This window comes from Caulobacter henricii (assembly GCF_001414055.1).
GTDB classification, from domain to species: Bacteria; Pseudomonadota; Alphaproteobacteria; order Caulobacterales; family Caulobacteraceae; genus Caulobacter; species Caulobacter henricii.
In genome coordinates this window covers 930001-954466 of record NZ_CP013002.1, presented here as the reverse complement: position 1 = coordinate 954466, position 24466 = coordinate 930001, and the positions used below count along the sequence as shown (strand labels likewise).

At 65.9% G+C, this 24466-nt stretch carries 19 protein-coding genes, 1 tRNA gene, 2 rRNA genes and 1 pseudogene (1 of these 23 cut by a window edge); 11 read left to right on the top strand and 12 right to left on the bottom strand.

What is annotated here, in order from left to right; all coding sequences use genetic code 11:
- Positions 1–147 precede the first annotated feature (147 nt).
- The 6 genes from AQ619_RS04510 (at position 148) to AQ619_RS04485 (ending at position 6326) form a co-directional block, all read left to right on the top strand.
- Entirely contained in the window at positions 148–1422 is a 1275-nt protein-coding gene (locus AQ619_RS04510; protein ID WP_378109300.1) for an allantoate amidohydrolase, read from the top strand.
- Positions 1423–1511: 89 nt separating this feature from the next.
- Complete coding sequence (locus AQ619_RS04505) at positions 1512–2735, top strand: pyridoxal-phosphate-dependent aminotransferase family protein (protein WP_062144845.1); 1224 nt, start codon at positions 1512–1514, stop codon at positions 2733–2735.
- Between the two features lie 136 nt (positions 2736–2871).
- Positions 2872–3786 carry an allantoinase PuuE gene (gene puuE, locus AQ619_RS04500; protein WP_062144842.1) on the top strand — a complete coding sequence of 305 codons (915 nt, stop codon included), beginning with the start codon at positions 2872–2874 and terminating at the stop codon, positions 3784–3786.
- 151 nt (positions 3787–3937) lie between these two features.
- Positions 3938–4462, top strand: coding sequence for a 2-oxo-4-hydroxy-4-carboxy-5-ureidoimidazoline decarboxylase (gene uraD / locus AQ619_RS04495; protein WP_062144839.1), 525 nt, complete (start codon positions 3938–3940; stop codon positions 4460–4462).
- Positions 4462–5649 carry a urate hydroxylase PuuD gene (locus tag AQ619_RS04490; protein ID WP_062144836.1) on the top strand — a complete coding sequence of 396 codons (1188 nt, stop codon included), beginning with the start codon at positions 4462–4464 and terminating at the stop codon, positions 5647–5649. Before uraD ends, AQ619_RS04490 begins: the two co-directional genes overlap by 1 nt.
- On the top strand, positions 5646–6326 hold the full coding sequence (locus AQ619_RS04485) for a TetR/AcrR family transcriptional regulator (protein ID WP_062144833.1): 681 nt from the start codon (positions 5646–5648) through the stop codon (positions 6324–6326). The genes AQ619_RS04490 and AQ619_RS04485 overlap by 4 nt, the downstream gene beginning before the upstream one ends.
- Positions 6327–6454: 128 nt before the next feature.
- On the opposite strand, the gene AQ619_RS04480 is transcribed toward AQ619_RS04485, so the two are convergent.
- Both AQ619_RS04480 and AQ619_RS04475 read right to left on the bottom strand, forming a co-directional pair.
- Positions 6455–7129 (bottom strand): YceI family protein, encoded by a 675-nt coding sequence (locus AQ619_RS04480; protein WP_062144830.1) that lies wholly within the window; start codon positions 7127–7129, stop codon positions 6455–6457.
- 92 nt (positions 7130–7221) lie between these two features.
- Positions 7222–8169, bottom strand: coding sequence for an acetamidase/formamidase family protein (locus tag AQ619_RS04475; protein ID WP_062144827.1), 948 nt, complete (start codon positions 8167–8169; stop codon positions 7222–7224).
- A gap of 237 nt (positions 8170–8406) precedes the next feature.
- Between AQ619_RS04475 and AQ619_RS04470 the strand changes: the two genes are divergently transcribed.
- Genes AQ619_RS04470 through AQ619_RS04455 form a run of 4 tightly spaced genes read left to right on the top strand, consistent with a single transcriptional unit; the run spans position 8407 to position 11395 of the window.
- Positions 8407–8625: a hypothetical protein gene (locus AQ619_RS04470; protein WP_062144824.1), complete on the top strand. Its 219-nt coding sequence runs from the start codon at positions 8407–8409 to the stop codon at positions 8623–8625.
- Positions 8622–10016: an AtzE family amidohydrolase gene (locus AQ619_RS04465; protein WP_062144821.1), complete on the top strand. Its 1395-nt coding sequence runs from the start codon at positions 8622–8624 to the stop codon at positions 10014–10016. The genes AQ619_RS04470 and AQ619_RS04465 overlap by 4 nt, the downstream gene beginning before the upstream one ends.
- Entirely contained in the window at positions 10013–10429 is a 417-nt protein-coding gene (gene hpxZ, locus AQ619_RS04460; protein ID WP_062144818.1) for an oxalurate catabolism protein HpxZ, read from the top strand. Before AQ619_RS04465 ends, hpxZ begins: the two co-directional genes overlap by 4 nt.
- A gap of 9 nt (positions 10430–10438) precedes the next feature.
- The gene (locus tag AQ619_RS04455; RefSeq protein ID WP_062144815.1) at positions 10439–11395 is read left to right on the top strand and encodes a nucleoside hydrolase; all 957 of its coding nucleotides are present in this window, start codon (positions 10439–10441) and stop codon (positions 11393–11395) included.
- A gap of 81 nt (positions 11396–11476) precedes the next feature.
- Here the strand turns inward: AQ619_RS04455 and guaD are convergent, their stop codons facing one another.
- Genes guaD through uraH form a run of 5 tightly spaced genes read right to left on the bottom strand, consistent with a single transcriptional unit; the run spans position 11477 to position 17889 of the window.
- Positions 11477–12760, bottom strand: a complete 1284-nt coding sequence (gene guaD / locus AQ619_RS04450) for a guanine deaminase (protein ID WP_062144812.1) — start codon at positions 12758–12760, stop codon at positions 11477–11479.
- Positions 12747–13760: a xanthine dehydrogenase accessory protein XdhC gene (gene xdhC / locus AQ619_RS04445; RefSeq protein WP_062144809.1), complete on the bottom strand. Its 1014-nt coding sequence runs from the start codon at positions 13758–13760 to the stop codon at positions 12747–12749. Before xdhC ends, guaD begins: the two co-directional genes overlap by 14 nt.
- The gene (gene xdhB / locus AQ619_RS04440; RefSeq protein WP_062144806.1) at positions 13753–16092 is read right to left on the bottom strand and encodes a xanthine dehydrogenase molybdopterin binding subunit; all 2340 of its coding nucleotides are present in this window, start codon (positions 16090–16092) and stop codon (positions 13753–13755) included. Before xdhB ends, xdhC begins: the two co-directional genes overlap by 8 nt.
- On the bottom strand, positions 16085–17542 hold the full coding sequence (gene xdhA, locus AQ619_RS04435; protein ID WP_062144804.1) for a xanthine dehydrogenase small subunit: 1458 nt from the start codon (positions 17540–17542) through the stop codon (positions 16085–16087). The genes xdhB and xdhA overlap by 8 nt, the downstream gene beginning before the upstream one ends.
- A complete protein-coding gene (gene uraH, locus AQ619_RS04430; protein WP_062144803.1) occupies positions 17542–17889 on the bottom strand; it encodes a hydroxyisourate hydrolase in 348 nt (115 codons plus the stop codon). The genes xdhA and uraH overlap by 1 nt, the downstream gene beginning before the upstream one ends.
- Positions 17890–18209: 320 nt before the next feature.
- Between uraH and AQ619_RS04425 the strand changes: the two genes are divergently transcribed.
- Positions 18210–20507, top strand: a complete 2298-nt coding sequence (locus tag AQ619_RS04425; protein ID WP_062144801.1) for an NADP-dependent malic enzyme — start codon at positions 18210–18212, stop codon at positions 20505–20507.
- A gap of 245 nt (positions 20508–20752) precedes the next feature.
- Here the strand turns inward: AQ619_RS04425 and AQ619_RS19320 are convergent, their stop codons facing one another.
- From AQ619_RS19320 to AQ619_RS04405, 5 genes and pseudogenes are all read right to left on the bottom strand, one after another.
- Positions 20753–20947 (bottom strand): cold-shock protein, encoded by a 195-nt coding sequence (locus AQ619_RS19320; protein ID WP_035017693.1) that lies wholly within the window; start codon positions 20945–20947, stop codon positions 20753–20755.
- Between the two features lie 144 nt (positions 20948–21091).
- A pseudogene (locus tag AQ619_RS19315) lies at positions 21092–21295 on the bottom strand (cold-shock protein); the annotation flags it as partial.
- 231 nt (positions 21296–21526) lie between these two features.
- Positions 21527–21603, bottom strand: a tRNA-Met gene (locus tag AQ619_RS04415).
- A gap of 74 nt (positions 21604–21677) precedes the next feature.
- Positions 21678–21792 (bottom strand): 5S ribosomal RNA (gene rrf / locus AQ619_RS04410).
- 112 nt (positions 21793–21904) lie between these two features.
- Positions 21905–24466: ribosomal RNA gene (locus AQ619_RS04405) — 23S ribosomal RNA — on the bottom strand; it runs 224 nt beyond the window's last position.

Genomic DNA, 24466 nt, shown 5'->3' with positions numbered 1-24466 from the left:
CGCAGGCACCGGCCGCAAGGTCTGGTGCCTGTCGAGGCATTGCCGGGCCATGCAGCCCTGCGCCTGCCCTGGGCCGCGCGGCTGACCCCAGCCTGCGCTACCAAGGTCGCCACGGCAAGCGGGGCTGTGGAGCGGAGTCAAACCGGCGTGACGGGGGCGTTTGACATGGGCGGCAGGGCCAAGGCGCGTTGCGACCTGCTGGGCGTCCCGCCCTATAGCGAGGTCGACGGCCAGCTGACGCGCCGCTTTCTGAGCCCCGCCCATGACGCCGCCCTCGACACCCTCAGCCTGTGGATCACTGAAGCCGGCATGACGGTGCGCCGCGACGCCGCCGGCAATCTGATCGGCCGCTATGAGGGTGCCAGTCCCGACGCTCCGGCCCTGCTGATCGGCTCGCACATCGACAGCGTCCGCAACGGCGGACGCTATGATGGGCCGCTGGGGATCCTGCTGGGGGTAGACCTGATCGAGGCCCTGCACGATGCCGGCCGCCGCCTGCCCTTCGCCCTCGAGGTCATCGCGTTCGGCGACGAGGAGGGCTCGCGCTTCGCCGCCTCGATGAGCTGCAGCCGTGCCGTGGCCGGCACGCTGGATCCGGCCGCCGTGCTGGGCATGATCGACGCCGAGGGGGTGACCCTGGCGCAGGCCTTCACCGCCTTCGGACTCGACCCGGCCCGGATCACCGAGGCGGCCCGCAAGCCGTCGGACGTCATCGCCTTTCTGGAAGCCCATATCGAGCAGGGCCCGGTTCTGGAGGCCGAGGGCCTGGCCCTGGGTGTCGTCACCGCCATCGCGGCCCAGAAGCGGCTGATGGTACGGATCTCCGGCATGGCCGGTCATGCCGGCACCACGCCCATGCCTCTGCGCAAGGACCCCGGCCCCGCCGCCGCCGAGTGCATCCTGGCCCTGGAGCGGATCTGTCGGGCCGGGACCGACAACCTGGTCGGCACGGTCGGCCGCATGACTGCCCTGCCCGGCGCCTTCAACGTCATTCCCGGCGCCGTCGAATTCTCGATGGACATCCGCGCCGAGACCTCGGCGACCCGCGACGCGGCGGTCGAGGCCATCACCACCGAGATCCACACCATCGCCGCGCGGCGGGGCCTGACGGCCACTGTCACCCTGATGCAGGCCCTGGACGAGAGTCCCTGCGATCCGGATCTCACGGCCCTGCTGGAATCGGCCGTCGGCGACCTCGGCCTGCCCGTCCGCCGCCTGCCCAGCGGGGCGGGCCACGACGCCATGGTGATGGCCGACCTCTGCCCCACCGCCATGCTGTTCATCCGCTGCGAGGGCGGGATCAGCCACAATCCGGCCGAGTCCGTCACCGAGGCCGATTGTGCCCTGGCGGCGCAGGCGATGCTGGCGTTCGTGGAGAGGCTGGCGGACCGAGATCCACGCCCTTCGACAGGCTCAGGGTGAGGATCTCGAATGCCCTGCCTCAAGGACCTGTCCGTAGCCCTCATCCTGAGCCCGTCGAAGGGCGAGGGCCGCCCGAGAACGAAGACGACATGACCGACACTTTCAAAGACCTCGACCACCCGCCCCGCCTGCTGATGGGCCCCGGCCCGATCAATGTGCATCCGCGCGTGCTGCGCGCCATGTCCGTCCAGTTGCTGGGCCAGTTCGACCCGGAATTCACCGGCTATATGAACGAGACCATGGCCCTGTACCGCCAGGTCTTCCAGACGCAGAACCGCTGGACCTTCCTGGTCGACGGCACTTCGCGCGCCGGGATCGAGGCGGCCCTGGTCTCGGTGCTGGCCCCGGGCGACGACGTGGTGGTGGTCAATGCCGGCCGCTTTGGTCTTCTGCTGTCCGAGATCGCCGAGCGCTGCGACGCCAGGGTCACCCTGGTCGAGGGCGAATGGGGCAAGGTCATCGATCCTCAGGCCGTCGAAGACGCCGTGGCGCGGGTCAAGCCGCGCCTGGTGGCCTGCGTGCACGGCGACACCTCGACCACCATGGCCCAGCCGATCGAGGCCATCGGCGAGATCTGCCGCCGGCATGACGCCCTGCTCTATGTCGACGCCACCGCCACCCTGGCCGGCATGCCGTGTCCGGTGGACCAGTGGCAGGCCGACATCGTCACCGCCGGCCTGCAGAAGTGCCTGGGCGGTCCGTCGGGCTCGGCCCCGATCACGATCAGCGACCGTGCCGCCGAGCACATCGCCGGCCGCAAGCATGTCGAGCGTGGCATCGCCACGGCGGGCGCGGTCAGCGGCGCGGGCCGCCGCATCGCCTCCAACTATTTCGACCTGGCGATGATCATGGACTACTGGTCCGACAAGCGCCTGAACCACCACACCGAGGCGGCCAGCATGCTCTACGCCGCCCGCGAATGCGCCCGCGTCGCGCTGGAGGAGGGCCTGGACGCCCGCTTCGCCCGCCACGCCTCGGCCGGCGCCGCCGTGGTCGCCGGGGTCGAGGCGATGGGTTTGAGCGTCTACGGCGACCCGGCCCACAAGATGACCAACGTCACCGGCATCTGGATCCCGGCCGGCATCGACGGCGACCGCGTGCGGGCCCGCATGCGCACCGAATTCGAGATCGAGATCGGCACGGCGTTCGGCCCGCTGACCGGCAAGATCTGGCGGATCGGGGCGATGGGGGTCAATGCCCGCAAACACGCGGTGCTGACCACCCTGGCAGCCCTGGAGGCGGTGCTGCGGTGGGAGGGCTTCTCGGCGACGCCGGGGGCTGGAGTCGATGCGGCGGCGAAGGTGTATTCGTGATGGATAGGGCAAGGTTCATCTTCCCCCTCCGGGGGAGGAGCGCCGAAGGCGCGGAGGGGGCCAGTCGTGGCGACCACTCGCCCCCACCTGACCGCTGCGCGGTCGTCCGCCCCCGTAGGGGGCAGATGAAATCACGATGACCTACCCCCGCGACCTCATCGGCTACGGCGCCACCCCGCCCCACGCCCAATGGCCTAGCGGCGCCCGGATCGCCGTTCAGTTCGTCCTCAACTACGAGGAAGGCGCCGAGCGCTCGATCCTGCATGGCGACCCCGCCTCCGAGTTCTTCCTGTCGGAAATGGTCGGGGCCCAGCCCATCGAGGGCATGCGCAACATGTCGATGGAGAGCCTCTACGAATACGGCTCGCGGGCCGGGTTCTGGCGCATCCGCCGGCTGTTCGACGAGCTGGGCCTGCCGCTGACCGTGTTCGGCGTCGCCCAGGCGATGGAGCGCCATCCCGACGCGGTCGAGGCGATGATGGAGTCCGGCTGGGAAATCGCCAGCCACGGCTATCGCTGGATCGACTACCAGCATTTCACGCCCGACAAGGAACTGGAGCACATCGGCAAGGCCATCGAGATCCAGACCCGCCTGACCGGCGAGCGACCGCTGGGCTGGTATCAGGGCCGCACCAGCCCCAACACCGCGCGGCTGATCGCCCAGGACGGCGGCTTCGTCTATGACGCCGACAGCTATGCCGACGACCTGCCCTACTACGACGCCCAGCACGGCCGCCCGCAGCTGATCGTGCCCTACACGCTGGAAGCCAACGACATGCGCTTCACGGCGGCCCAGGGCTTCAACACCGGCGAGCACTTTTTCACCTATCTGCGCGACGCCTTCGACGCCCTCTATGTCGAGGGCGAGACCGCGCCGAAGATGATGAGCATCGGCCTGCACTGCCGCGTGGTCGGCAAGCCCGGACGGATCCTGGGTCTCCGGCGCTTCCTCGAGCATGTGATGGCCCACGACAAGGTCTGGGTGGCCCGGCGGATCGATATCGCCCGGCACTGGCTGAATACGCATCCGTATGAGGTGGCCTCCAAATGAGCGCTTCCAATATTCCCCCGTCATCCCGCGCCTCGTGCGCGGGACCCATTTGTCTGTCGCAGGTGCGGGGAAGATCACGCTCTCACGTGGAAGCTGAACCATGGGTCCCGCGCACGAGGCGCGGGATGACGGGATTTGGGGAGCTCACAGCATGAGCTCAGCCCCTCCCCTTTCGTTGAATCTGCTCAACAGCATGAATCGGACCGGCTTCACCACCGCCTTGGGCTTTGCGTTCGAGCTCTCGCCCTGGGTGGTTGAGCGCGCCTGGGACGAACGGCCTTTCGAGAGCCTGGAGGGCATGCATGCCGGCATGATGGCCGTGCTGGACGCCGCCTCCACCGCCGACAAGCTGGCCCTGATCCGCGCTCACCCGGAGCTGGCCGGCAAGGCCGCGGTCGCCAAGGCGCTGACCGCCGAAAGCCATGCCGAACAGGCCAGCGCCGGCCTGGACCGCCTGACTCCGGAGGAGTTCGAGCGCTTCCACACCCTGAACGCCGCCTATGCCGCCCGTTTCGGCTTTCCGTTCATCATCGCCGTCCGGCTGAACGACAAGACCTCGATCCTGGCCGCCATGCAGGCACGGCTTGCGAATGATCAGGACCAGGAAATCGCCGAAGCGATCACCCAGATCGGCCATATCTCCAGACTCCGCCTGACCGACGCGGTGAGGTCCTGATGGACTATGATTTCGCTGCCTGGGCCAGCCTGTGCCTGCGCTGGCTGCATGTGATCGCCGGTGTCGCCTGGATCGGGGCGTCTTTCTATTTCGTCTGGCTGGACAATAATCTGCGCGACCCTGTCCCGGCCAAGGCCGGGGTGAAGGGCGAGCTGTGGGCCGTGCACGGCGGCGGCTTCTACCATTCGCAGAAGTACATGACGGCCCCGCCGCACATGCCCGACCACCTGCACTGGTTCAAATGGGAGGCCTACACCACCTGGCTGTCGGGCTTCGCCCTGCTGATCGTGCTCTACTATGTCGGGGCCCCGGTCTATCTGATCGACACGGCCAAACACGCCTTCAACCCGGGTGCCGCCATCGCCACCGGCCTGGCCTTCATCTTCGGCGGGCTGCTGGTCTATGAGGCCCTGTGCCGCTCGCCCCTGGGCAACCGTCCGCGCCTGTTTGGAATCGCCTGGTTCCTGTCCCTGACGGCGGCGACCTGGGCCCTGACCCAGATCTTCACCGACCGCGGGGCCTTCATCCATGTGGGCGCGATCATCGGCACCTGCATGGTCGGAAATGTCTTCCTGATCATCATCCCCAACCAGCGCCGGATCGTCGCCGACATGCTGGCCGGCCGCCCGGTTGATCCGCGCCTGGGGGCGATGGGCAAGCAGCGCTCGGTGCACAACACCCACATGACCCTGCCGGTCATCTTCATCATGATCAGCAACCACTATCCCGCCGTGACAGGCCATCCCCTGGCCTGGCTGCTGCTGGCCCTGATCAGTGCCGGCGGGGTGTCGATCCGCTACTTCTTCATCCTGAAACACTCGGGCCAGATCCGGCACGAGTACCTGTTCTACGGGGCCATGCTGATCTTCGCCGTCAGCGTGATCGCCAGCGGCAAGCCAAAGGCAGAGGCCGCGGCGATGTCGCCCGTGCCGTTCGCGACCGCCGAGGCCATTGTTCAGAAGCACTGCACGACCTGCCACGCCGCAACGCCCACCCACAAGGGCTTCCCCGCCCCGCCCAGCGGCGCCGTGTTCGACACCCCCGAACACATCCGGACCTATGCGTCGAAAATTCACGAACGTGCGGTAGCCACAAACAGCATGCCGCTCGGCAACGAGACCGGCATGACTGACGTCGAGCGTGCCCAGCTGGGCGCCTGGATCAAGCAGGGAGCCAAGATTCAGTGACCGAAGCCGCCGTGCTCGACACGCCTGACCTCGTGGAAAGCCTTCGCGTCCCGCGCAAGCGCGATGCCGAGCGCACCCGCAAGGCCATCCTCGCCGCGGCCCTCAAGGAGTTCTCCCAGGCCGGCTTTGCCGGGGCCCGGATCGAGCGGATCGTCAAGGCGGCCAAGTGCAATATCCGCATGCTCTACCACTATTTCGGCGACAAGAAGGGCCTGTACCTGGCCGTTCTCGAGGCCGCCTATGTCGACCTGCGGGCCCGCGAGGCCGAGCTGAAGATCGACTTCGACAAGCCCCTCGACGGCCTGCTGGCGCTGCAGCGCTTCACCTTCAACTACTTCGAGAAGAACCCGAAGTTCGAGGGCCTGCTGCGCAATGAAAACCTGATGCACGGCAAGTTCGCGGCCCAGTCGCGGGTCGTCACCGAGACCGCCTTTCCGCTGCGCCGGACCATCGAGCGTCTGATCGACAGTGGCCAGAAACAGGGCCTGTTCCGCCCCGATCTCGACCCCGTCCAGATCTATGTGACCATCGCCGCCATGAGCCGCTTCCACCTCGCCAACGGCTATTCCCTGTCGGCCACCCTGGACACCGACATGAGCACCGCCGAGTGGCGAAAGGCCCGGCTGGCCCATGCCCTGGCCGTGCTCGAGGGCTATCTGACGGCGGGACAGCGCTAGGAACGGAAAGATGCTCCCCCTTTGGGGGAGCTGTCGCATAGCGACTGAGGGGGCCTTTTGGAGCTTGGCCGAGCAAGCCCCCTCCGGCCCTCCGGGCCGCCTCCCCCGAAAGGGGAGGATCTTTTGCCCTACTTCGCCGCCGCCGCCAGCGGCGGGCCGCTGAACTCGGTTTCGATGGCCACAGCCACCTGATCGCCCACGCCCATGGTCGTGCCGGGCGCGGGCACGCCATAGGCGATGCCGAAGTCCGAACGCTTGAAGGTGCCCGTGGCCGAGAAGCCGATGCGGGCGTTCGGATCCATCGGGTGACCGGCATAGCCACCGTTGAATTTCGCCTCCAACACCACCGGCCTGGTGACGCCGTTCAGGGCAAAGTCGCCGGTTATCTTGGCCGTGTCAGCGCCGGTCACCTCGACCTTGGTCGATCTGAAGGTGATGGCCGGATGCTGCCTGGCGTTCAGCCATTGGGGGCCGAGCAGTTCGTCCTTGAACCCGGCCGGCGGCGTCGGCAGCGTCAGGGAGCGCGGATCGATCGTGGCCTCCAGCGTGCTGGTCTCGGGCCTGGCCGGATCAAAGGTCAGCTTGGCATCGAACTCGCCAAAGCTGGCCGTGTAGTTCGAAAACCCCAGATGGCTGAGCTTGAACACAAGGCTCGCATGGCTCTTGTCCAGCGTGTAGGCCCCGGCCGGGACACTGACCGGCGCGGGCTTGGCCACGGCTGGCACCGCGGCCTTGTCATTGGCCGGCTTGGGCGAACAGGCAGCGAAGGCCAGGAAGAGCGCAAGGGCTATCGACTTTTTCATGCGGGAACCTCTTCGGACAGGGCCGGCACCCTGGATCGACATCCATCTTGCCTTATGGGGCATCGGGCCCGATGGACGTCCACAGGGCCGGATCAGAAAAGCACACCCTTCTCCAGCATGCCATGCACGCCCTTCTCGCCATTCACCGTCTGGGTGACGCGGAAGTCCACGGCCAGGGAGCAGAACTGGTAGGCCTGGACGCTGGTCAGGGCCGAGCGGGCGGTGATGAAGTCGATCATGCCGCGCAGGGCCTGTTTCATCGCCAGGTCGAGATCCTCGTGGAAGCCCATGACGATGTAGTGGGTCGGGGTCTCGGCGCGCGGCCAGATCGCCACGCCCAGATCGGCCGCCTTGTGCAGCACGAAGGTGAAGGTCCCGGTCAGGCCCATCTCCAGCGCATTGACGCAGACCTCGCCATCGCCCTGGCGGCCATGGCCGTCGCCGACCGAGAAGTTGGCGCCCGGAACCCAGACCGGCAGGAACAGGGTCGCGCCGGCCCCCAGCTCCTTGTTGTCCATATTGCCGCCGTGCTCGCGCGGCTCGCGGCTGGACAGGCGGCCATAGCGGGCCGGCGGGGCCACGCCCATGGTGCCGAAAAACGGCTTCAGCGGCAGGGTCGGCCCCCAGTCGGGCTTGCAGGTCCCCGTCGCGCGATCGACCGCGATATGGCTGACATAGCGTTCGGAGAAGTCCTCCGGCAGGGTCCCGGCCAGGGGGCGGACGGCGCAATAGCCCCAGTCGTTGTTGGGCTCCACCGCCTCGATCCGCACCTCCAGGGTGTCGCCCGGCTCGGCCCCGGCGATGGCCACCGGGCCGGTCAGGATGTGGGGCCCGATCCGCTCGGGCCTGGCGTCGTGGATGGCCTGCAGGGCCGGCGGAATGCTCAGGCCGCTGCCCGGTGCCGGCATTACCTCGACACCGCCGGACACGCACTCAAAGGTGACGCTGTCGCCCGAAGCAATGGTCAGGACCGGGTCGAAGGCCGCATCGAACATGCCAAAGCGGATGGTCTCGGGGGTGGAAGCAAGCCGGTGGTGCATTAAGTAAGCCCTTTATTACACCCGGCAATCTCGCACCGGAATGTGATCGGGTGCCAAGGCCTGGGTGTCGGCTTGCGGACCATGGGGGGCGCAGTGCCTGTCTGGCAGGCGATGGCTGGCCGAACTGTCTTGCGCGTGGGCGTCCCGGCGCACCGGGGCGTGGGCTTGCGGCAAGACTAGCGTCGGCGCGCGCCGCCGGTATATGAAGAATTTTCTTACTTGGGAGAGCGCCCCTCCATGGCGATCGATGTGGCGCTCAATGCCTTTCTGAACCTCAGGGACGACGAGGTCGCCGCCTTTGCCCTGACCCGGGCGGCGGAGCTGGACCTGACCCTGCCGGAGCCGACGCTACAGGCCATCGGCGAGAACCTGTCCCTGCTGCGCCTGCAGGCCGCGGTCTTCGTCACCGCTCTGGCCGAGGCCGGCGACGATGCCCCCGAGACCTTCACGCCATGACCTTTGCCAGCCTCGTCGAGATCGCCGGCCAGGTCCGCAGCGGTCGCCGCACGGCCCGCGCCGTGACCGAGGCGACCCTGGCCGGCATTGACCAAAGCCAGGCTGCGATCAATGCCTTTACGGCGGTGCTCACCGACCGGGCCCTCGCCCGGGCGGACAGGATTGACGCCGCCCTCGCCGCCGGCGATCCGGTTGGGCCCATGGCCGGGGTGCCCTTCGCGGTAAAGAACCTGTTCGACATCGAGGGTCTGCCGACCCTGGCCGGCTCGAAGATCCGTCGCCAGGCCGCTCCGCCAACCCATGACGCCACCCTGGTCCAGCGCCTGGAAGCGGCCGGGGCCATACTGGTCGGCGCGCTGAACATGGACGAGTTCGCCTATGGCTTCGTCACCGAGAACGCCCATGACGGCCCGACCCGCAATCCCCATGACCTGACCCGGATTGCCGGCGGATCATCAGGTGGTTCGGCGGCAGCCGTGGCGGCGGGCCTGGTGCCCCTGACCCTGGGCTCGGACACCAATGGCTCGGTCCGCATCCCCGCCAGCCTATGCGGGGTGTTTGGCCTCAAGCCCACCTATGGCCGGCTGTCGCGCCAGGGCGTCTTCCCGTTCGTCGAGAGCCTGGACCATGCCGGTGCCTTCGCCCGCTCGGTCGAGGATCTGGCCCTGGCCTATGACCTGATGCAGGGGCCCGACGTGGAAGGTGACGCAATCTGCACGCGCGCCGCCGAGCCGGTGTCGGACAGAATCACGGCCCTGGCCGACGGCCCCTTGCGGGTCGGGATACTGGGCGGCTGGTTTGCCCAAGGGGCCTTTCCCGAGGTGCTGGAAACACTCGACATCGTCGCCAAGGCGCTGGACGCCCGGGATCGCGTGATCCTGCCGGGGGCCCAGGCAGCCCGGGCGGCCGCCTTCTGCCTGACCCCGGTCGAGGCTGCGCACCTGCACCTGGCCGACCTGCGCTCTGCGGCGATGGACTTTGATCCGGCGGTCCGTGACCGGCTCCTGGCTGGGGCCCTGCTGCCGGCCAGCCTCGCGGACGCCGCCCGCCGCTATCGCACCCTCTTCCGCGACGAGGTCCGCCGCGCCTTCGCGCAGTTTGACATTCTGCTGGCCCCGTCCTCGGTGTGCCCGGCGCCGCCGATCGGCCAGACCGAGATGGAGATGGGCGGCCAGAGGGTATCGGTGCGCAAGAACCTCGGCGTCTTTACCCAGCCGATCAGCTATGCCGGCCTGCCGGTGCTGGCCGCACCGGTCAACCGTCCGGGCCAGCTGCCGATCGGCGTCCAGATCATCGCACCGGCCTGGCGCGAGGATCTGGCCCTGGCTGCGGGTCTGCGCCTGCAACGCCTGGGCGTCGTGGCCGCCCATCCGCCGGGAGACCTGCCGTGATCCTCAACGATCCTGTGGCCCTGGCGGCCGTGACAGCGGCGGTCGACGCCTATGAGACCGCGCTGATGGGCAATGACCTCGAAGCCCTCGACGGGGCCTTCTGGAATTCGCCGCACACGGTCCGGCTGGGGGTCGCTGAAAACCTCTATGGCTTTGAAGCCATTGCCGCTTTCCGCAAGGGGCGCGCCGGCGGTTCTCCCTTGCGGACCCGGCTCCGCACCGAGATCACCACCTTCGGGTCCGACCTCGCCATCGCCCATGTCGAGTTCCGGCGCGAGGGGGCCGAGAGCATCGGCCGCCAAAGCCAGACCTGGATCCGCACCGCCGAGGGCTGGAAGATCGCCTCCGCCCACGTCTCCATCCTGCAGGCCGGGGCCGACCAGCGCCTCGCCTCCCTGCCCGAAAACCGCTAGAGCCTGCCCATGACGCACAAGATCATTTTCGACACTGATCCCGGCATCGACGATGCCATGGCCCTGCTGTTCATCGAGGCCAGCCCAGACCTCGACCTGCTGGCCATCACCACGATCTACGGCAATGCCGACATCGAGACCACGACCCGCAACGCGCTCTATCTGAAGCAGCGTTTCGGCCTGACGGCACCGATCTACAAGGGCACCGAAAAGCCGCTGACCCGCCCCCGCAACCCCTCGCCCACCTTCGTGCACGGCGAGAACGGTCTGGGCGACGTGGAGCTGACAGGTCTTGTTCCGGCCCAGCCTGAAGCCAAGCCGGCCCATCAGGCCATCATCGACATCGCGCGACAGTATCCCGGCGAAGTGACCCTGGTCGCTGTCGGCCCCCTGACCAACCTGGCCCTGGCCCTGCAGGCCGACCCTGAGGTCACCCGGCTGCTGAAGGCCGTGGTGATCATGGGCGGGGCGTTCGGCCTGGCCGGCAAGCCCGGCAATGTCACGCCGGTCGCCGAAGCCAATATCTGGAACGATCCCGAGGCCGCCGACCAGGTCTTCACCGCCCCCTGGCCCCTGACCGCAGTCAGCCTGGACGTCACGACCCAGGTGGTAATGTCGCCGACCTATATGGATGCCCTGGAGGCGTCAGCCGGCCCGGCGGGCCAGTTCCTGAACGCCATCTCCAAGCCCTATGCCGCCTTCTATGGCGAGCGAGACGGAGTGGTCGGCTGTTGCGTGCACGACGCGGCGGCGGCGGCCTATGTGATCGATCCGTCGCTGTTTTCGGTACGGCGCGGCTCGGTGCGCGTGGTCACCGAGGGCATCGCCCTCGGCCAGACCTGCCAGAAGGCCGAAGGCGAACTGTTCGGGCCGTCAGCCTGGGACGACCTGCCGATCCAGGCCGTCACCGTGGCGGTGGACGAGGCTGGGCTGCTGAAGCTCTATGCCGAGACGATGCGGGCCTAACCTCGGCCAGTGCCGCAAGCCCCCTCCTGACCTGCGAAGCGGCCCGTAGGGGGCAAGTCATGAGGATAGGCCTTCCCGCCCCTACCGTCGATGCTGCTCGACGCCGGCCAGATAGGTTCGCTCCACCACCCGGTCATCGCCGAGCACGGTCAGGGCGAACAACCGGTTCTCAAGGCTGCGGTCGCCCGCGAGACGCCGCGCCAGCAGCGGGGTAGCCGCAAGGTCCAGCACCAGGAAGTCGGCCTCCTTGCCCGGTGCCAGATTGCCGATCCGGTCGCCCAGATCCAGGGCCCGCGCCCCACCTAGGGTCGCCAGATAAAGGGCATGGAACGGATCCAGGGCCGAGCCGCGCAACTGGCCGACCTTGTAGGCCTCGCCCAGGGTGTGGAGGATCGAGAAAGAGGTGCCGGCCCCGACATCGGTGCCGATCCCGACCTTGACCCCATGGGCGCAGGCGGTCTCCAGCGGAAACAGGCCCGAGCCGAGAAACAGGTTCGAGGTCGGACAGAAGGCCACCGCCCCGCCGCTGTCCGCCAGTCTCTGAAACGCCTCACCCTGCAGGTGGACGCAGTGGGCGAAGACCGAGCGCGGGCCCAGCAGGCCGAAGCGGTCATAGACATCAAGATAGTCCGCGGCCTCGGGAAACAGGGCCGCCGTCTCCGCGATCTCGCGCGGGTTTTCGGAGAGATGGGTCTGCATCCAGACCCCCGGATGGGCGGCGAGAACCTCGCCGGCCATGGTCAGCTGGGCCTCACTGCAGCTGATGGCGAAGCGCGGCGTGACCGCATAGCCAAGCCGTCCCTTGCCGTGCCAGTCGGCGATCAGGCTTTCCATGTCGGCGCGGCTGGACTCGACCGTGTCGGTCAGGCCCTCGGGCGCATGGCGATCCATCAGGGACTTGCCGGCGATCAGCCGCATGTCGCGGGCCTGGGCCACCCGGAACAGGGCCTCCACCGAACCCTTGTGGACCGAGCCGAACACCAGGGCCGTGGTCGTGCCGTTGCGCAGCAGTTCGCGCACGAAGAACTCGGCCGTTTCGGCGGCGTGGGCCGGATCTGCGAAGGCGGCCTCGGCCGGAAAGGTGTGCTGTTCCAGCCAGTCCAGCAGCTGGGCCCCATGGGCTGCGATGATGTCGACCTGCGGGAAATGGATATGGGTGTCGATGAAGCCAGGCGTAATCAGCTTGCCGCTCAAGTCCTCGACCGGCGTATCGCCGAGCAGGTCGCGCAGGGCGTCATGGTCACCGCAGGCCACCACATGGCCGTCCTCGACCAGCAGCAGGCCGTCGGCATGGAAGGCGACCGCCTCGTCACTGGTCGTCGGATCGCCCAGCAGATGCAGGATCGACGCCCTAAACGCTTGCACGGGGCAGGTCCTCGTCATTGGAAACGCGGGCCGCCTCCAGGCGCATCAGCAGGTCGGCGGCCACCGAAACCGCGATCACCTCCGGGGCCTTGCTCTTCAGGTGCGGCAGGCCGATCGGACAGGTCAGACGGGTCAGCGCGGCGTCCGAAAAGCCGTCCGCACGCAAGCGGTTGAGGAACCGGGCGCGCTTGGTCCGTGAGCCGATCAGGCCCAGATAGGCAAAGCCGCCGCCCGCCAGTCCGGCCGAGGCCAGGGCATAGTCCAGGCTATGGTCATGGGTCATGATCAGGCCAAAGGCCTGTCCGCCGGCCGTCCGGGCAGCCTCCGCCATGCCGTCCGGATCCAGCCGCGTGACCCCCGCATGGTCGGCAGCCTCGGGCCGGCTGTCGAACCAGGAGAGACGGAACGGCAGGGGCGCGAAGGCCAGGGCGACGGCCTGTCCGACATGGCCGGCCCCGAACAGCAACAACGGCGGTCGCGGGGCTTCGTTGCGCTCGACAAGCTGGTCGCCGACGTCGGGCCGCACGCCCCGGGCCGAGGCCTGCCCGCCCGCGAAGCTGACGATCGGCCCCTCGGAAACCGAGCCAATCGCAACGATGGTCTTGACCAGCAGACCGGGATCAAAGCGCGTTCGAAGCTCGAACGGCTGGGCTGCATCCATGCGGCGGGCGGCGTCGGTCAGCCAGTCGCGACTGGCCGCCTCGACCCGCTCGATCAGCAGCCGCACGCGCCCGCCGCAGCACTGGGCCAGCAGCGGACCCAGCGGATAGTCCTGGATCGCGAAGCTGGCCTGGGATTCGCTCAGCATCCTGCGGGCCTGGGTGGCCGCCTGGTGTTCCAGATTGCCGCCACCGATCGTGCCGGACTGGCCGCCCTGCCAGACGACCATCTTGGTGCCCGCCTCACGCGGGGCCGAGCCCTCGGTGGCCAGGACGGTGACCAGGGCCGCGGCGTCATTGTCATCGATCCGCGCCAGGGCGGCGCGTGCCCAGTTAGCCATGGGCTGCCGCCCGCCGCTTCACATCCTCGACCGCCATCAGGATGGCTTCGGGCGTCGCCGGGGCGTCCAGGCGCGGCATGACCCTGTGGTCCGCCACGCTGGCCACCGCTCGGGTAATGGCCGAAAACACCGAGATCGCCAGCATCAGGGGCGGCTCGCCCACGGCCTTGGAGCGGTGGACGGTGGCCTCGACATTGCGGCCGGCCGCCCACAGCCGGATGTCCATCTGGGCCGGTCGGTCGCCGATCGTCGGAATCTTGTAGGTCGAGGGCGCGTGGGTTCGCAGCCGCCCTTCACGATCAAACACCAGCTCCTCGGTAGTCAGCCAGCCCATGCCCTGAATGAAGCCGCCCTCGATCTGGCCCAGGTCGAGAGCCGGGTTCAGCGACTGGCCGACATCATGAAGGATGTCGACCCGCGTCACCTTCATCTCGCCGCTCAGGGTATCGATGATCACTTCGCTGCAGGCCGCGCCATAGGCGAAGTAGTAGAAGGGGCGGCCGCTATGGGTGGCGCGGTCATAGTGAATCTTGGGCGTGGCGTAGAAGCCGGTGGAGGACAGCGAGACCCGCGCCAGATAGGCCTGGCGGCAAAGGTCTTCGAACGGGATCAGCGCATCGCCGGCCTTGAGCCCTTGCCGGGTAAAGGCAACCTCGGCCTCGGCGCAGGCCCATTTTTTCGCGGCGAACTCAACCAGGCGGGCCTTGATCGTATTGGCAGCATCGAGCGCCGCCATGCCGTTCAGGTCCGTCCCCGAAGAGGCCGCCGTGGCCGAGGTATTGGGCACCTTGTCGGTCACGGTCGAGGTCGAGCGGACCCGCGCGATATCGACCTGGAAAGCCTCGGCGACGATCTGGGCCACCTTGGTGAACAGCCCCTGGCCCATTTCAGTGCCGCCATGGTTCAGCAGGATCGAACCGTCGGCATAGAGATGGATCAGGGCCCCGGCCTGGTTCAGATGAGTGGTCGTGAACGAGATGCCGAACTTGACCGGCGTCAGGGCCAGGCCCTTTTTGAGGATCGGGCTGGCGGCATTGAATGCGTCGATCTGGCGCTGGCGGGCCTCGTAGTCGCAGGACGCTGCCAGTTCGGCCAACAGCTGAGGCGCGACATTGTCCTCAACGGTCTGGTGATAGGGCGTCAGGTCACGGCCGGGCTCGCCATAGAGATTGCGGCGGCGCACCTCCAGCGGATCAAGACCCGTGGCCTGGGCCACCGCGTCCATGACCCGCTCGATGGCGATCATGCCCTGCGGACCGCCAAACCCCCGAAAGGCCGTATTGGAGACGGTGTGGGTGCGGAACCGGTGCGACACGATCTCGACCGCCGGCAGGAAATAGCAGTTGTCGGCATGGAACATGGCCCGGTCGTTGATGGCCATCGACAGGTCGGTGGTCGCACCGCAACGCGAGGCCAGGTCCAGGGCAATCCCGCTCAGGACGCCGTCATCGCCGAAGCCGACATCATAGGCGATCTCGAAATCATGCCGCTTGCCGGTCATGATCATGTCTTCATCACGGTCGGGACGGCACTTGGCCGCACGGCCGGTCTTCACGGCCACCAGGGCGGCCGCTGCAGCAAAGAGCGAGGCCTGGGTCTCCTTGCCGCCGAATCCGCCGCCCATCCGGCGCACCTCGACCGTTACGGCGCTTTGCGGCAGATCCAGCACGCGAGCCACCAGATGCTGCACTTCGCTGGGATGCTGGGTGGATGACCAGACGTGGACCTCGCCGGTCTCTCCCGGGGTTGCCAGGGCGATCTGCCCCTCGAGATAGAAGTGGTCCTGGCCACCGATAACGAACCGGCCCTGCAACCGGCGGGGCGAGGCCGTCAGGACGGCGGCCGCATCACCGCGCGCCATGCGCTGGCTGTTTTCCAGGGTCAGGCCTGTCGTTCGCGCGGCGGCGATATCGATCGCGGCCGGCAGATCCTCATAGGTCACCACAGCCCGGGCGGCGGCCGCGCGGGCGGCGGCCAGCGAGGTCGCGGCCACGGCGAACAGGCTCTGGCCGACATAGGTCACGGTGTCGGTGGCGAACAGCTTGTCGTCGTGGATCACCGGGCTGACATCATTCTCGCCGGGAATTTCGTCCGCGGTCAGGACCAGCACCACGCCCGGCGCGGACCTCACGGCCGACAGGTCCATCGCGGTGATCCGGGCATGGGCCCTGGCGCTCAGTCCGATATGGACATGCAGCATGCCGGCCGGCTCGGCCAGGTCATCGATATAGATGGCCGTGCCGGCGACATGACGCACGGCGCTGTCATGCGGCAGCGAGGCGTGGACACCCTGAAAGGGTTTGATCGGCGCGGATGCAGAGGCGTCAGCCATGGGCGCTCTCCGGCTCGACACGGGTGACGAGGTCCGGCGAGCTGGTCTCGATGAAGACCTTGCGCAGCATGTTCCTGGCCGCCAGCGACCGATAGGCCGCCGAGGCCCGCATGTCGCTGAGCGGCGCATAGTCGCCATCGAGGGCAGCCATGGCGGCCTCGATCGTGGCCTCGGACCACGGCTGGCCGATCAGGGCCGCCTCGCAGCCGCTCGCCCGCCGGGGCGTGCCGGCCATGCCACCGAAGGCGATCCGGGCCGAGGTCACGACACCGCCGTCCATCCTCAGGGCAAAGGCACCGCAGACCGCCGAAATGTCCTGGTCGAACCGCTTGGAGAGCTTGAAAACCTTGAAGACCAGCTCGGGCGCGGGCGTCGGCACGATCACCGCCTCGACAAACTCGCCGGGCCGTCTGTCCTGCTGGCCATAATCGAGGAAGAAGGCCTCCAGCGGGATCTGCCGCCGCTCACCGCCCTGGTTCAGCACCAGGGTCGCGCCAGCCGCGATCAGGGCTGGCGGCATGTCGCCGATCGGCGAACCGTTGGCGATGTTGCCGCCGAGGGTGCCGCTGTTGCGCACCTGGGTCGATCCGAGCCGTCGCATCATCGCGCCCAGCTCCGGATAGAGCCCCCCCAGCGTCGCCATGGCATCAACATAGCGGACGCCCGCCCCGATCCAGACACCGCTCTCGCGAGGCTCGATCCGCTTCAGCTCGGCGACCTGGCCGATGTCGATCAGGGTCTTCAACGGCCGGCGAAGCTTGGTGACCCACAGGCCTACATCGGTGGCACCGGCGATGATCGTTGCGTCGGGATGAGCGACGAAGGCTGCCGCCAACTGGTCCAGCGAGCGCGGTGCCAGCCAGCGCCGGGTCACGCCCTGGACAGGATCGTCGTACGACAGGTCCAGCAGGGTCCCGTCGCCCACGGCGGACAGATCGACCACCGGCGCGGCCTCCGCTTCGACCGCCCTGGCGACCTCGAGGATCGGACCATAGCCGGTGCAGCGGCACAGGTTACCTGCCAGCACCTCGGCCGATGGCGCGTTGGTGCCCTTGGCCGACACCGCCTTGGCGTAGAGCGACATGACGATACCCGGCGTGCAGAAGCCGCACTGTGAGCCGTGCTGGTCCACCATAGCCTGTTGCACGGGATGCAGCCCGCCGTCCTTCGCCAGGCCCTCGACCGTCACCAGTGCCTTGCCGTGCAGCATGGGCAGGAACTGGATGCAGCTGTTGACCGCGCGCCAGCTGACCGTCTCGCCGTCCGGCTCGCCGACTAGGACCGTGCAGGAGCCACAGTCGCCTTCCGCGCAGCCTTCCTTGCTGCCGGTCCGCCGCAGATCGCCGCGCAGGTGCTCCAGCACGGTGCGGGTCGGATCCACATCCCGGACCACCTGGACCTGGCCGTTCAGGAGAAAGCGGATCGTCGCCTGACTCTCGGGCTCGCCCATCAGCTGCCCCGATAGGTCGAATAGCCATAGGGCGAGACCAGCAGGGGCACATGCCAGTGCTGGTCGGTGTTCGAAACGGCGAAATCGATCACGACCACGTCGAGGAAGGGCGGGGTCGTCACCGCTGCGCCTGTCGCGGCGAAATGGGCACCGATGGAAAACTCGAGGCGATAGCCGCCGACCGTCAGGTCTTCGAACGCGATGAGGCGCGCCCGACCGTCCTGGTCCGTGCGGACCTCGGCCAGAGGCATGGGCACCTCGCCCTGGCGGCGCGACACCCGGACCAGAACCCCGGCCGCCGGGCGGCCGGACGCCTGGTCGAGGATATGGGTCGTCAGTCCGGTCATGCCCTGCCCTCTCTTGCGCGCTGCCGATGCTCGGCCCGCCCGCGCGCCCTGTCCAGAGCTTCAGGGCGGAACCGGACAAGCCCGGCCCGGCCGCTGAGGAACCATGCGGTCAGTGCTCGCCAGAGAGGCATTATATAATAGATTTATTACTTACCAGAGCCCGCGTTCAAACCGTTGAAAGTTACCGCTATTGCAGAAAACCGCCCCATCTCGCGCATAGGGTTGGCAATGCCGGCGCAACCCCGGTAGCAAGACCCGGACGGCCCGCAAACAAGACGGGTCGCGCCCAGATGCTCCGCGCAGACGCCAAGAGGAACACGATGGACGAGGATTTCCGCAAAGCCGCTCTGGACTATCACCGTCTGCCGCGGCCCGGAAAACTGGCGATCGAAGCCACCAAGCGCATGGCCACCCAGCGCGACCTCGGCCTGGCCTATTCCCCCGGCGTCGCCGCACCCTGCGAAGCGATCGCGGCTGATCCCGACAAGGCCCGTGACTATACGGCCCGCGGCAATCTGGTGGCGGTCATCTCCAACGGCACGGCCGTCCTCGGCCTGGGCAATATCGGTCCCCTCGCCTCCAAGCCGGTCATGGAAGGCAAGGCCGTCCTGTTCAAGAAGTTCGCCGGCATCGACGTCTTCGACATCGAGGTCGACGCGGAAGATCCCGACAAGTTCATCGAAGTGGTCGCGGCTCTGGAGCCCACCTTCGGCGGCATCAATCTGGAGGACATCAAGGCCCCGGAATGCTTCATCATCGAGCGCAAGCTGCGCGAGCGGATGAAGATCCCGGTCTTTCATGACGACCAGCACGGTACCGCCATCGTCTGCGCCGCCGCCGTTCGCAATGCCCTGCTCGTCCAGGGCAAGGCCCTGAAGGACGTCAAGCTGGTGACGTCAGGCGCCGGGGCTGCGGCCCTGGCCTGTGTCGATCTTCTGGTCTCGATGGGACTGCCCGTCGAGAACGTGACCCTGACGGACATCAAGGGCGTGGTGCATGCGGGCCGTGATCCCGACATGCTCGACAACATGGCCCGTTATGCCCGCCATACCGACGCCCGCACCCTGTCAGAAGTGCTGGCCGGGGCCGACATCTTCCTGGGCCTGTCCGCCCCGCGCGTCTTCAAGCCCGAATGGCTGCCGCTGCTGGCCCCCAATCCCCTGATCCTGGCCATGGCCAATCCCGAGCCGGAGATCCTGCCGGAACTGGTCGTCGCCGCCCGCCCTGACGCGATCATGGCCACCGGCCGCAGCGACTATCCCAACCAGGTCAATAATGTCCTGTGTTTCCCCTTCATCTTCCGGGGTGCCCTGGATGTCGGGGCCTCGGAAATCAATGAGGCCATGAAGGTCGCGGCCGTCGAGGCCATAGCCGAGCTGGCCCGGGCCGCGGCCTCCGAAGTCGTGGCCAGTGCCTATGGCGGTATCGCGCCGATGTTCGGGCCGCAGTACATCATTCCCAAGCCTTTCGACCCGCGCCTGATCCTGCAGATCGCCCCGGCCGTCGCTCGGGCCGCCATGGACTCCGGGGTCGCCACCCGTCCGATCGCCGATTTCGACCTCTACCGGCAGGAACTGGAGCTGTTCGTCTATCGCTCCGGCCAGCTGATGCGACCGGTCTTCGAGCGGGCCCGCAAGGCGACCAAGGCTTCGACCATTCGGGTGGCCTATGCCGAGGCCGAGGATGAGCGCGTGCTGCGCGCTGTCCAGACCGTTCTGGACGAAGGCCTGGCCCAGCCGGTGCTGATCGGTCGTCGTGAGGCGATCATCGCCAAGGCCACCGACATGGGCCTGCGCCTCGATTTCGACAATCGCGTCGAGATTCTCGATCCTGCCGCCGACACGGCGCTGTTTGCGCCGCTGGTCGATCGCTATCAGGGCCTGGTCAGCCGTCGCGGCATCCCGCCCCTGGCCGCCGAGCGCCGGGTGACCAATCGCAGGACCGTGTCGGCCTCGATGCTGCTGCAGGCCGGCCATGTAGACGCTGCCCTGGTCGGCGGCTCGGGCGACTGGTGGCAGCACATGACCTATGTCCTGCCGATCATTCCCAAGCAGGAAAATGTCGACCGGATCTATGCCCTCTCGGCCCTGATTCTCGACAGGGGCACGCTGTTCTTCTGCGACACCCACGTCAATGTTGATCCGACCGCCGAGCAGGTGGCCGAAATGACCCTGCTGGCGGCGGAATCGGTTCGGCGTTTCGGCCTGACCCCCAAGGCCGCCCTGCTGTCCCACTCCAGCTTCGGGGCAAGCAACTCACCGACCGCCCGCAAGATGCGCGATGCCCTGGCCATTGTCCGGGAGCAGGCGCCCGAGCTCGAAGTCGATGGCGAAATGCATGCCGATGCCGCCCTCTCCCAGGCCCTGCGGGATCGCCTGGTGCATGACAGTGCGCTCAAGGGCTCTGCCAATCTCCTGGTCATGCCGACCCTGGATGCCGCCAATATTGCCCTGACCCTGCTCAGCGCGGCGACCGAAGGCCTGCTGGTCGGTCCGGTCCTGCTCGGCATGAGCCGTCCGCTGCACGTGCTGACGCCGAGCGTGACGGCCCGGGGCATCGTCAATATCACGGCCCTGGCGGTCAATCAGGCCGCGGCCGAGCGCGCCGCGAACGGTTAGGGCGCAGTCTGAACCGCCTGACACGGGTGATGGGGCGATGCGGTCCTGGCATCTCGACCCAGCCCGGGTGCAGAACGGGCCTGATGACGCCATCAGGGCGGAAAGCCGGCAGGCGTTCAGACGAAAAAAGGCCCCGACGTCAGCCACCAGCACCCTTGCGGATGTCAGTGGCCAACGCCGGGGCCCTTGTTCGGAGAGAGCTTGAGGCAGAACGCGCCGTGCGCAGCCTGCCGGGCTCGATGTCCTTAGAGGATCCGGAGATTACCGGCCGAGGTCTTGCCCGAGCGGCGGTCCTGCTCCAATTCGTAGCCGACCTGCTGACCTTCGTTCAGGCCGCGCAGACCAGCACGCTCGACAGCCGAAATGTGCACGAACACATCGCCACCGCCGTTGTCGGGCTGGATGAAGCCGAAGCCCTTGGTGGTGTTGAACCACTTCACGACGCCTGTGCCGGCTTCGCCGCCACCGCCGCCGCCGCCACCACCGTAGCCGCCACCGCGGGGGGCATCATAGCCACCGCGCGGCGAGTCGAAGCCGCGAGCGGCCGGGCGACGCGGAGCCGCCGGGGCCGCGCCCTGGCCGGTGACGCGCAGGTTGCCGGCCGAGGTCTTGCCCGAGCGGCGATCTTCTTCGAGTTCATAGGCGACCTGGTCGCCTTCGTTCAGGCCAGCCAGGCCCGAGCGTTCAACCGCGGCGATGTGGACGAACACGTCCTGGCCGCCGTCCTCGGGCTGAATGAAGCCAAAGCCCTTGGCCGGGTTGAACCACTTAACGACACCGTTCGCCATCTTATCCTCAAAAACCTCTTTCGTGGGCCAGTTGCCGACCCGCGCCTTCCATAGCATCTCATGACGCAAATCAAAGGATCGCGCCATGGGATTTGAACGGAGATTCTCGAAGAACGATGCGGTAAATGCAGAAATTTTCGCTTCCGGCGCGATCTGCAACCGGAAACACAGCTTCAGCTTGGGTCGATGATGACCCAACTCGAGCTAGAGACAAGCCCAAATGAGCGATCTTGGGTGCGGGGACAGGATTTGAACCTGTGACCTTCAGGTTATGAGCCTGACGAGCTACCGGGCTGCTCCACCCCGCGGCGAAGAGGGTAGTGATTTGATCGCAAGGTAGGGATTTGGACTTTGATTGACTTGAAGTGCATCCTTTTAGCGGACCTGGCGGCGACCTACTCTCCCGCGCCTTGAGACGAAGTACCATTGGCCCAGGGGGACTTAACGACCGAGTTCGGAATGGGATCGGGTGGGGAACCCCCGGCATAGCCACCAGGTCAGCAAAAAGGATGCATGCAGTGCTCGTAGTTTTGAGCACTGGTTATATCAAGTTGAAGAAGACATCGAATGTTTAGCTACAAAGAGCGTTTGCATAGGTTTGGCTGAAGAACGATCAAGCCTATCGAGCTATTAGTACCAGTAAGCTACACGCCTCACAGCGCTTCCACACCTGGCCTATCAACGTGGTGGTCTTCCACGGCTCTCAGCGAGACCTTGTTTTGAGGTTAGTTTCCCGCTTAGATGCTTTCAGCGGTTATCTAGTCCACACTTAGCTACCCTGCTGCACAGCTGGCGCCATGACAGGTCCACCAGAGGTGTGTCCATCCCGGTCCTCTCGTACTAGGGACAGATCCTCTCAAGTCTCGTACACCCACGGCAGATAGGGACCAAACTGTCTCACGACGTTCTGAACCCAGCTCACGTACCACTTTAATCGGCGAACAGCCGAACCCTTGGGACCTGCTCCAGCCCCAGGATGTGATGAGCCGACATCGAGGTGCCAAACTTTGCCGTCGATATGGACTCTTGGGCAAAATCAGCCTGTTATCCCTAGAGTACCTTTTATTCGTTGAGCGATGGCCCTTCCACGCAGGACCACCGGATCACTATGGCCGACTTTCGTCTCTGCTCGACTTGTCAGTCTCGCAGTCAGGCGGGCTTATGCCATTGCACTCGACGACCGATTTCCGACCGGTCTGAGCCCACCATCGCGCGCCTCCGTTACACTTTGGGAGGCGACCGCCCCAGTCAAACTGCCCGCCACGCCATGTCCCGGACCCGGATAACGGGCCGCGGTTAGACGTCAACAACAATAAGGGTGGTATTTCAAGGATGGCTCCACTCGAACTGGCGCCCAAGTTTCATAGCCTCCCACCTATCCTACACATGTTGTTGCTAACGCCAAGGCGAAGCTGCAGTAAAGGTTCATAGGGTCTTTCCGTCTGACCGCGGGAACCCCGCATCTTCACGGGGAATTCAATTTCGCTGAGCCTATGCTGGAGACAGTGGGGAAGTCGTTACGCCATTCGTGCAGGTCGGAACTTACCCGACAAGGAATTTCGCTACCTTAGGACCGTTATAGTTACGGCCGCCGTTTACCTGGGCTTCAGTTCGCTGCTTGCACAACTCCCTTTAACCTTCAGGCACCGGGCAGGCGTCAGACCCTATACGTCGCCTTACGGCTTCGCAGAGCCCTGTGTTTTTGATAAACAGTCGCTACCCCCTGGCCTGTGCCACTCTTATCTGGTTGCCCAAATAAGAGTCACGCTTATCCCGAAGTTACGCGTGCAATTTGCCGAGTTCCTTCAGCATAGTTCTCTCAAGCGCCTTGGTATACTCTACCTGCCCACCTGTGTCGGTTTCGGGTACGGTCTCCGTTGGAGTTATTTCCAGGGACCTGTTCACTGCCCAGAGCAATCCAATAAGCCTAGACAATTTACCAGATCCGTCACTTCCAACTGGTTCAGGAATATTCACCTGATTCCCATCGACTACGCCTTTCGGCCTCGCCTTAGGGGCCGACTAACCCTGCGCAGATTAGCTTTACGCAGGAACCCTTGGGCTTTCGGCGAGAGTGTCTCTCACACTCTTTATCGCTACTCATGTCAGCATTCTCACTTCCGATACCTCCAGCAAGGCTCACGCCTCACCTTCACCGGCTTACGGAACGCTCCGCTACCGCGTGCTTACGCACACCCATACCTTCGGCGTCTGGCTTGAGCCCCGTTACATTTTCCGCGCAGGTTCGCTTGACCAGTGAGCTGTTACGCTTTCTTTAAATGATGGCTGCTTCTAAGCCAACATCCTGGTTGTCAAAGCAAACCCACATCGTTTCCCACTTAGCCAGAACTTGGGGGCCTTAGATGATGGTTAGGGTTGTTTCCCTTTTCACGACGGACGTTAGCACCCGCCGTGTGTCTCCCGGATAGTTCTCTTGGGTATTCGGAGTTTGATTAGAATTGGTAGAGATCGCTCCCCCCGCATCCATTCAGTGCTCTACCCCCCAAGGAATACGTCCGAGGCACTACCTAAATAGTTTTCGCGGAGAACCAGCTATGTCCAGGTTTGATTGGCCTTTCACCCCTATCCACAAGTCATCCGAGAATTTTTCAACATTCACCGGTTCGGTCCTCCAGTAAGTGTTACCTTACCTTCAACCTGCTCATGGATAGATCACCTGGTTTCGGGTCGTCATGCGACGTACTTATTCGCCCTATTCAGACTCGCTTTCGCTGCGCCTACACCTAACGGCTTAAGCTTGCACGGCACATGAAGTCGCTGACCCATTATACAAAAGGTACGCCGTCACCACGCGCGGTGGCTCCGACTGCTTGTAGGCTTCCGATTTCAGGATCTGTTTCACTCCCCTTGTCGGGGTGCTTTTCACCTTTCCCTCACGGTACTTGTTCACTATCGGTCATTGAGGAGTACTTAGGCTTGGAGGGTGGTCCCCCCATGTTCAGACAGGATTTCACGTGTCCCGCCCTACTCGAGTCTGTCGCTATTTGACGCTTACGGGGCTATCACCCACTATGGCCGACCTTTCCAAGTCGTTCAGCTTTATGTCACGACAGCACTGGCCTGGTCCCGGTTCGCTCGCCACTACTACGGGAGTCTCGGTTGATGTCCTTTCCTCCGGGTACTGAGATGTTTCAGTTCCCCGGGTTTGCT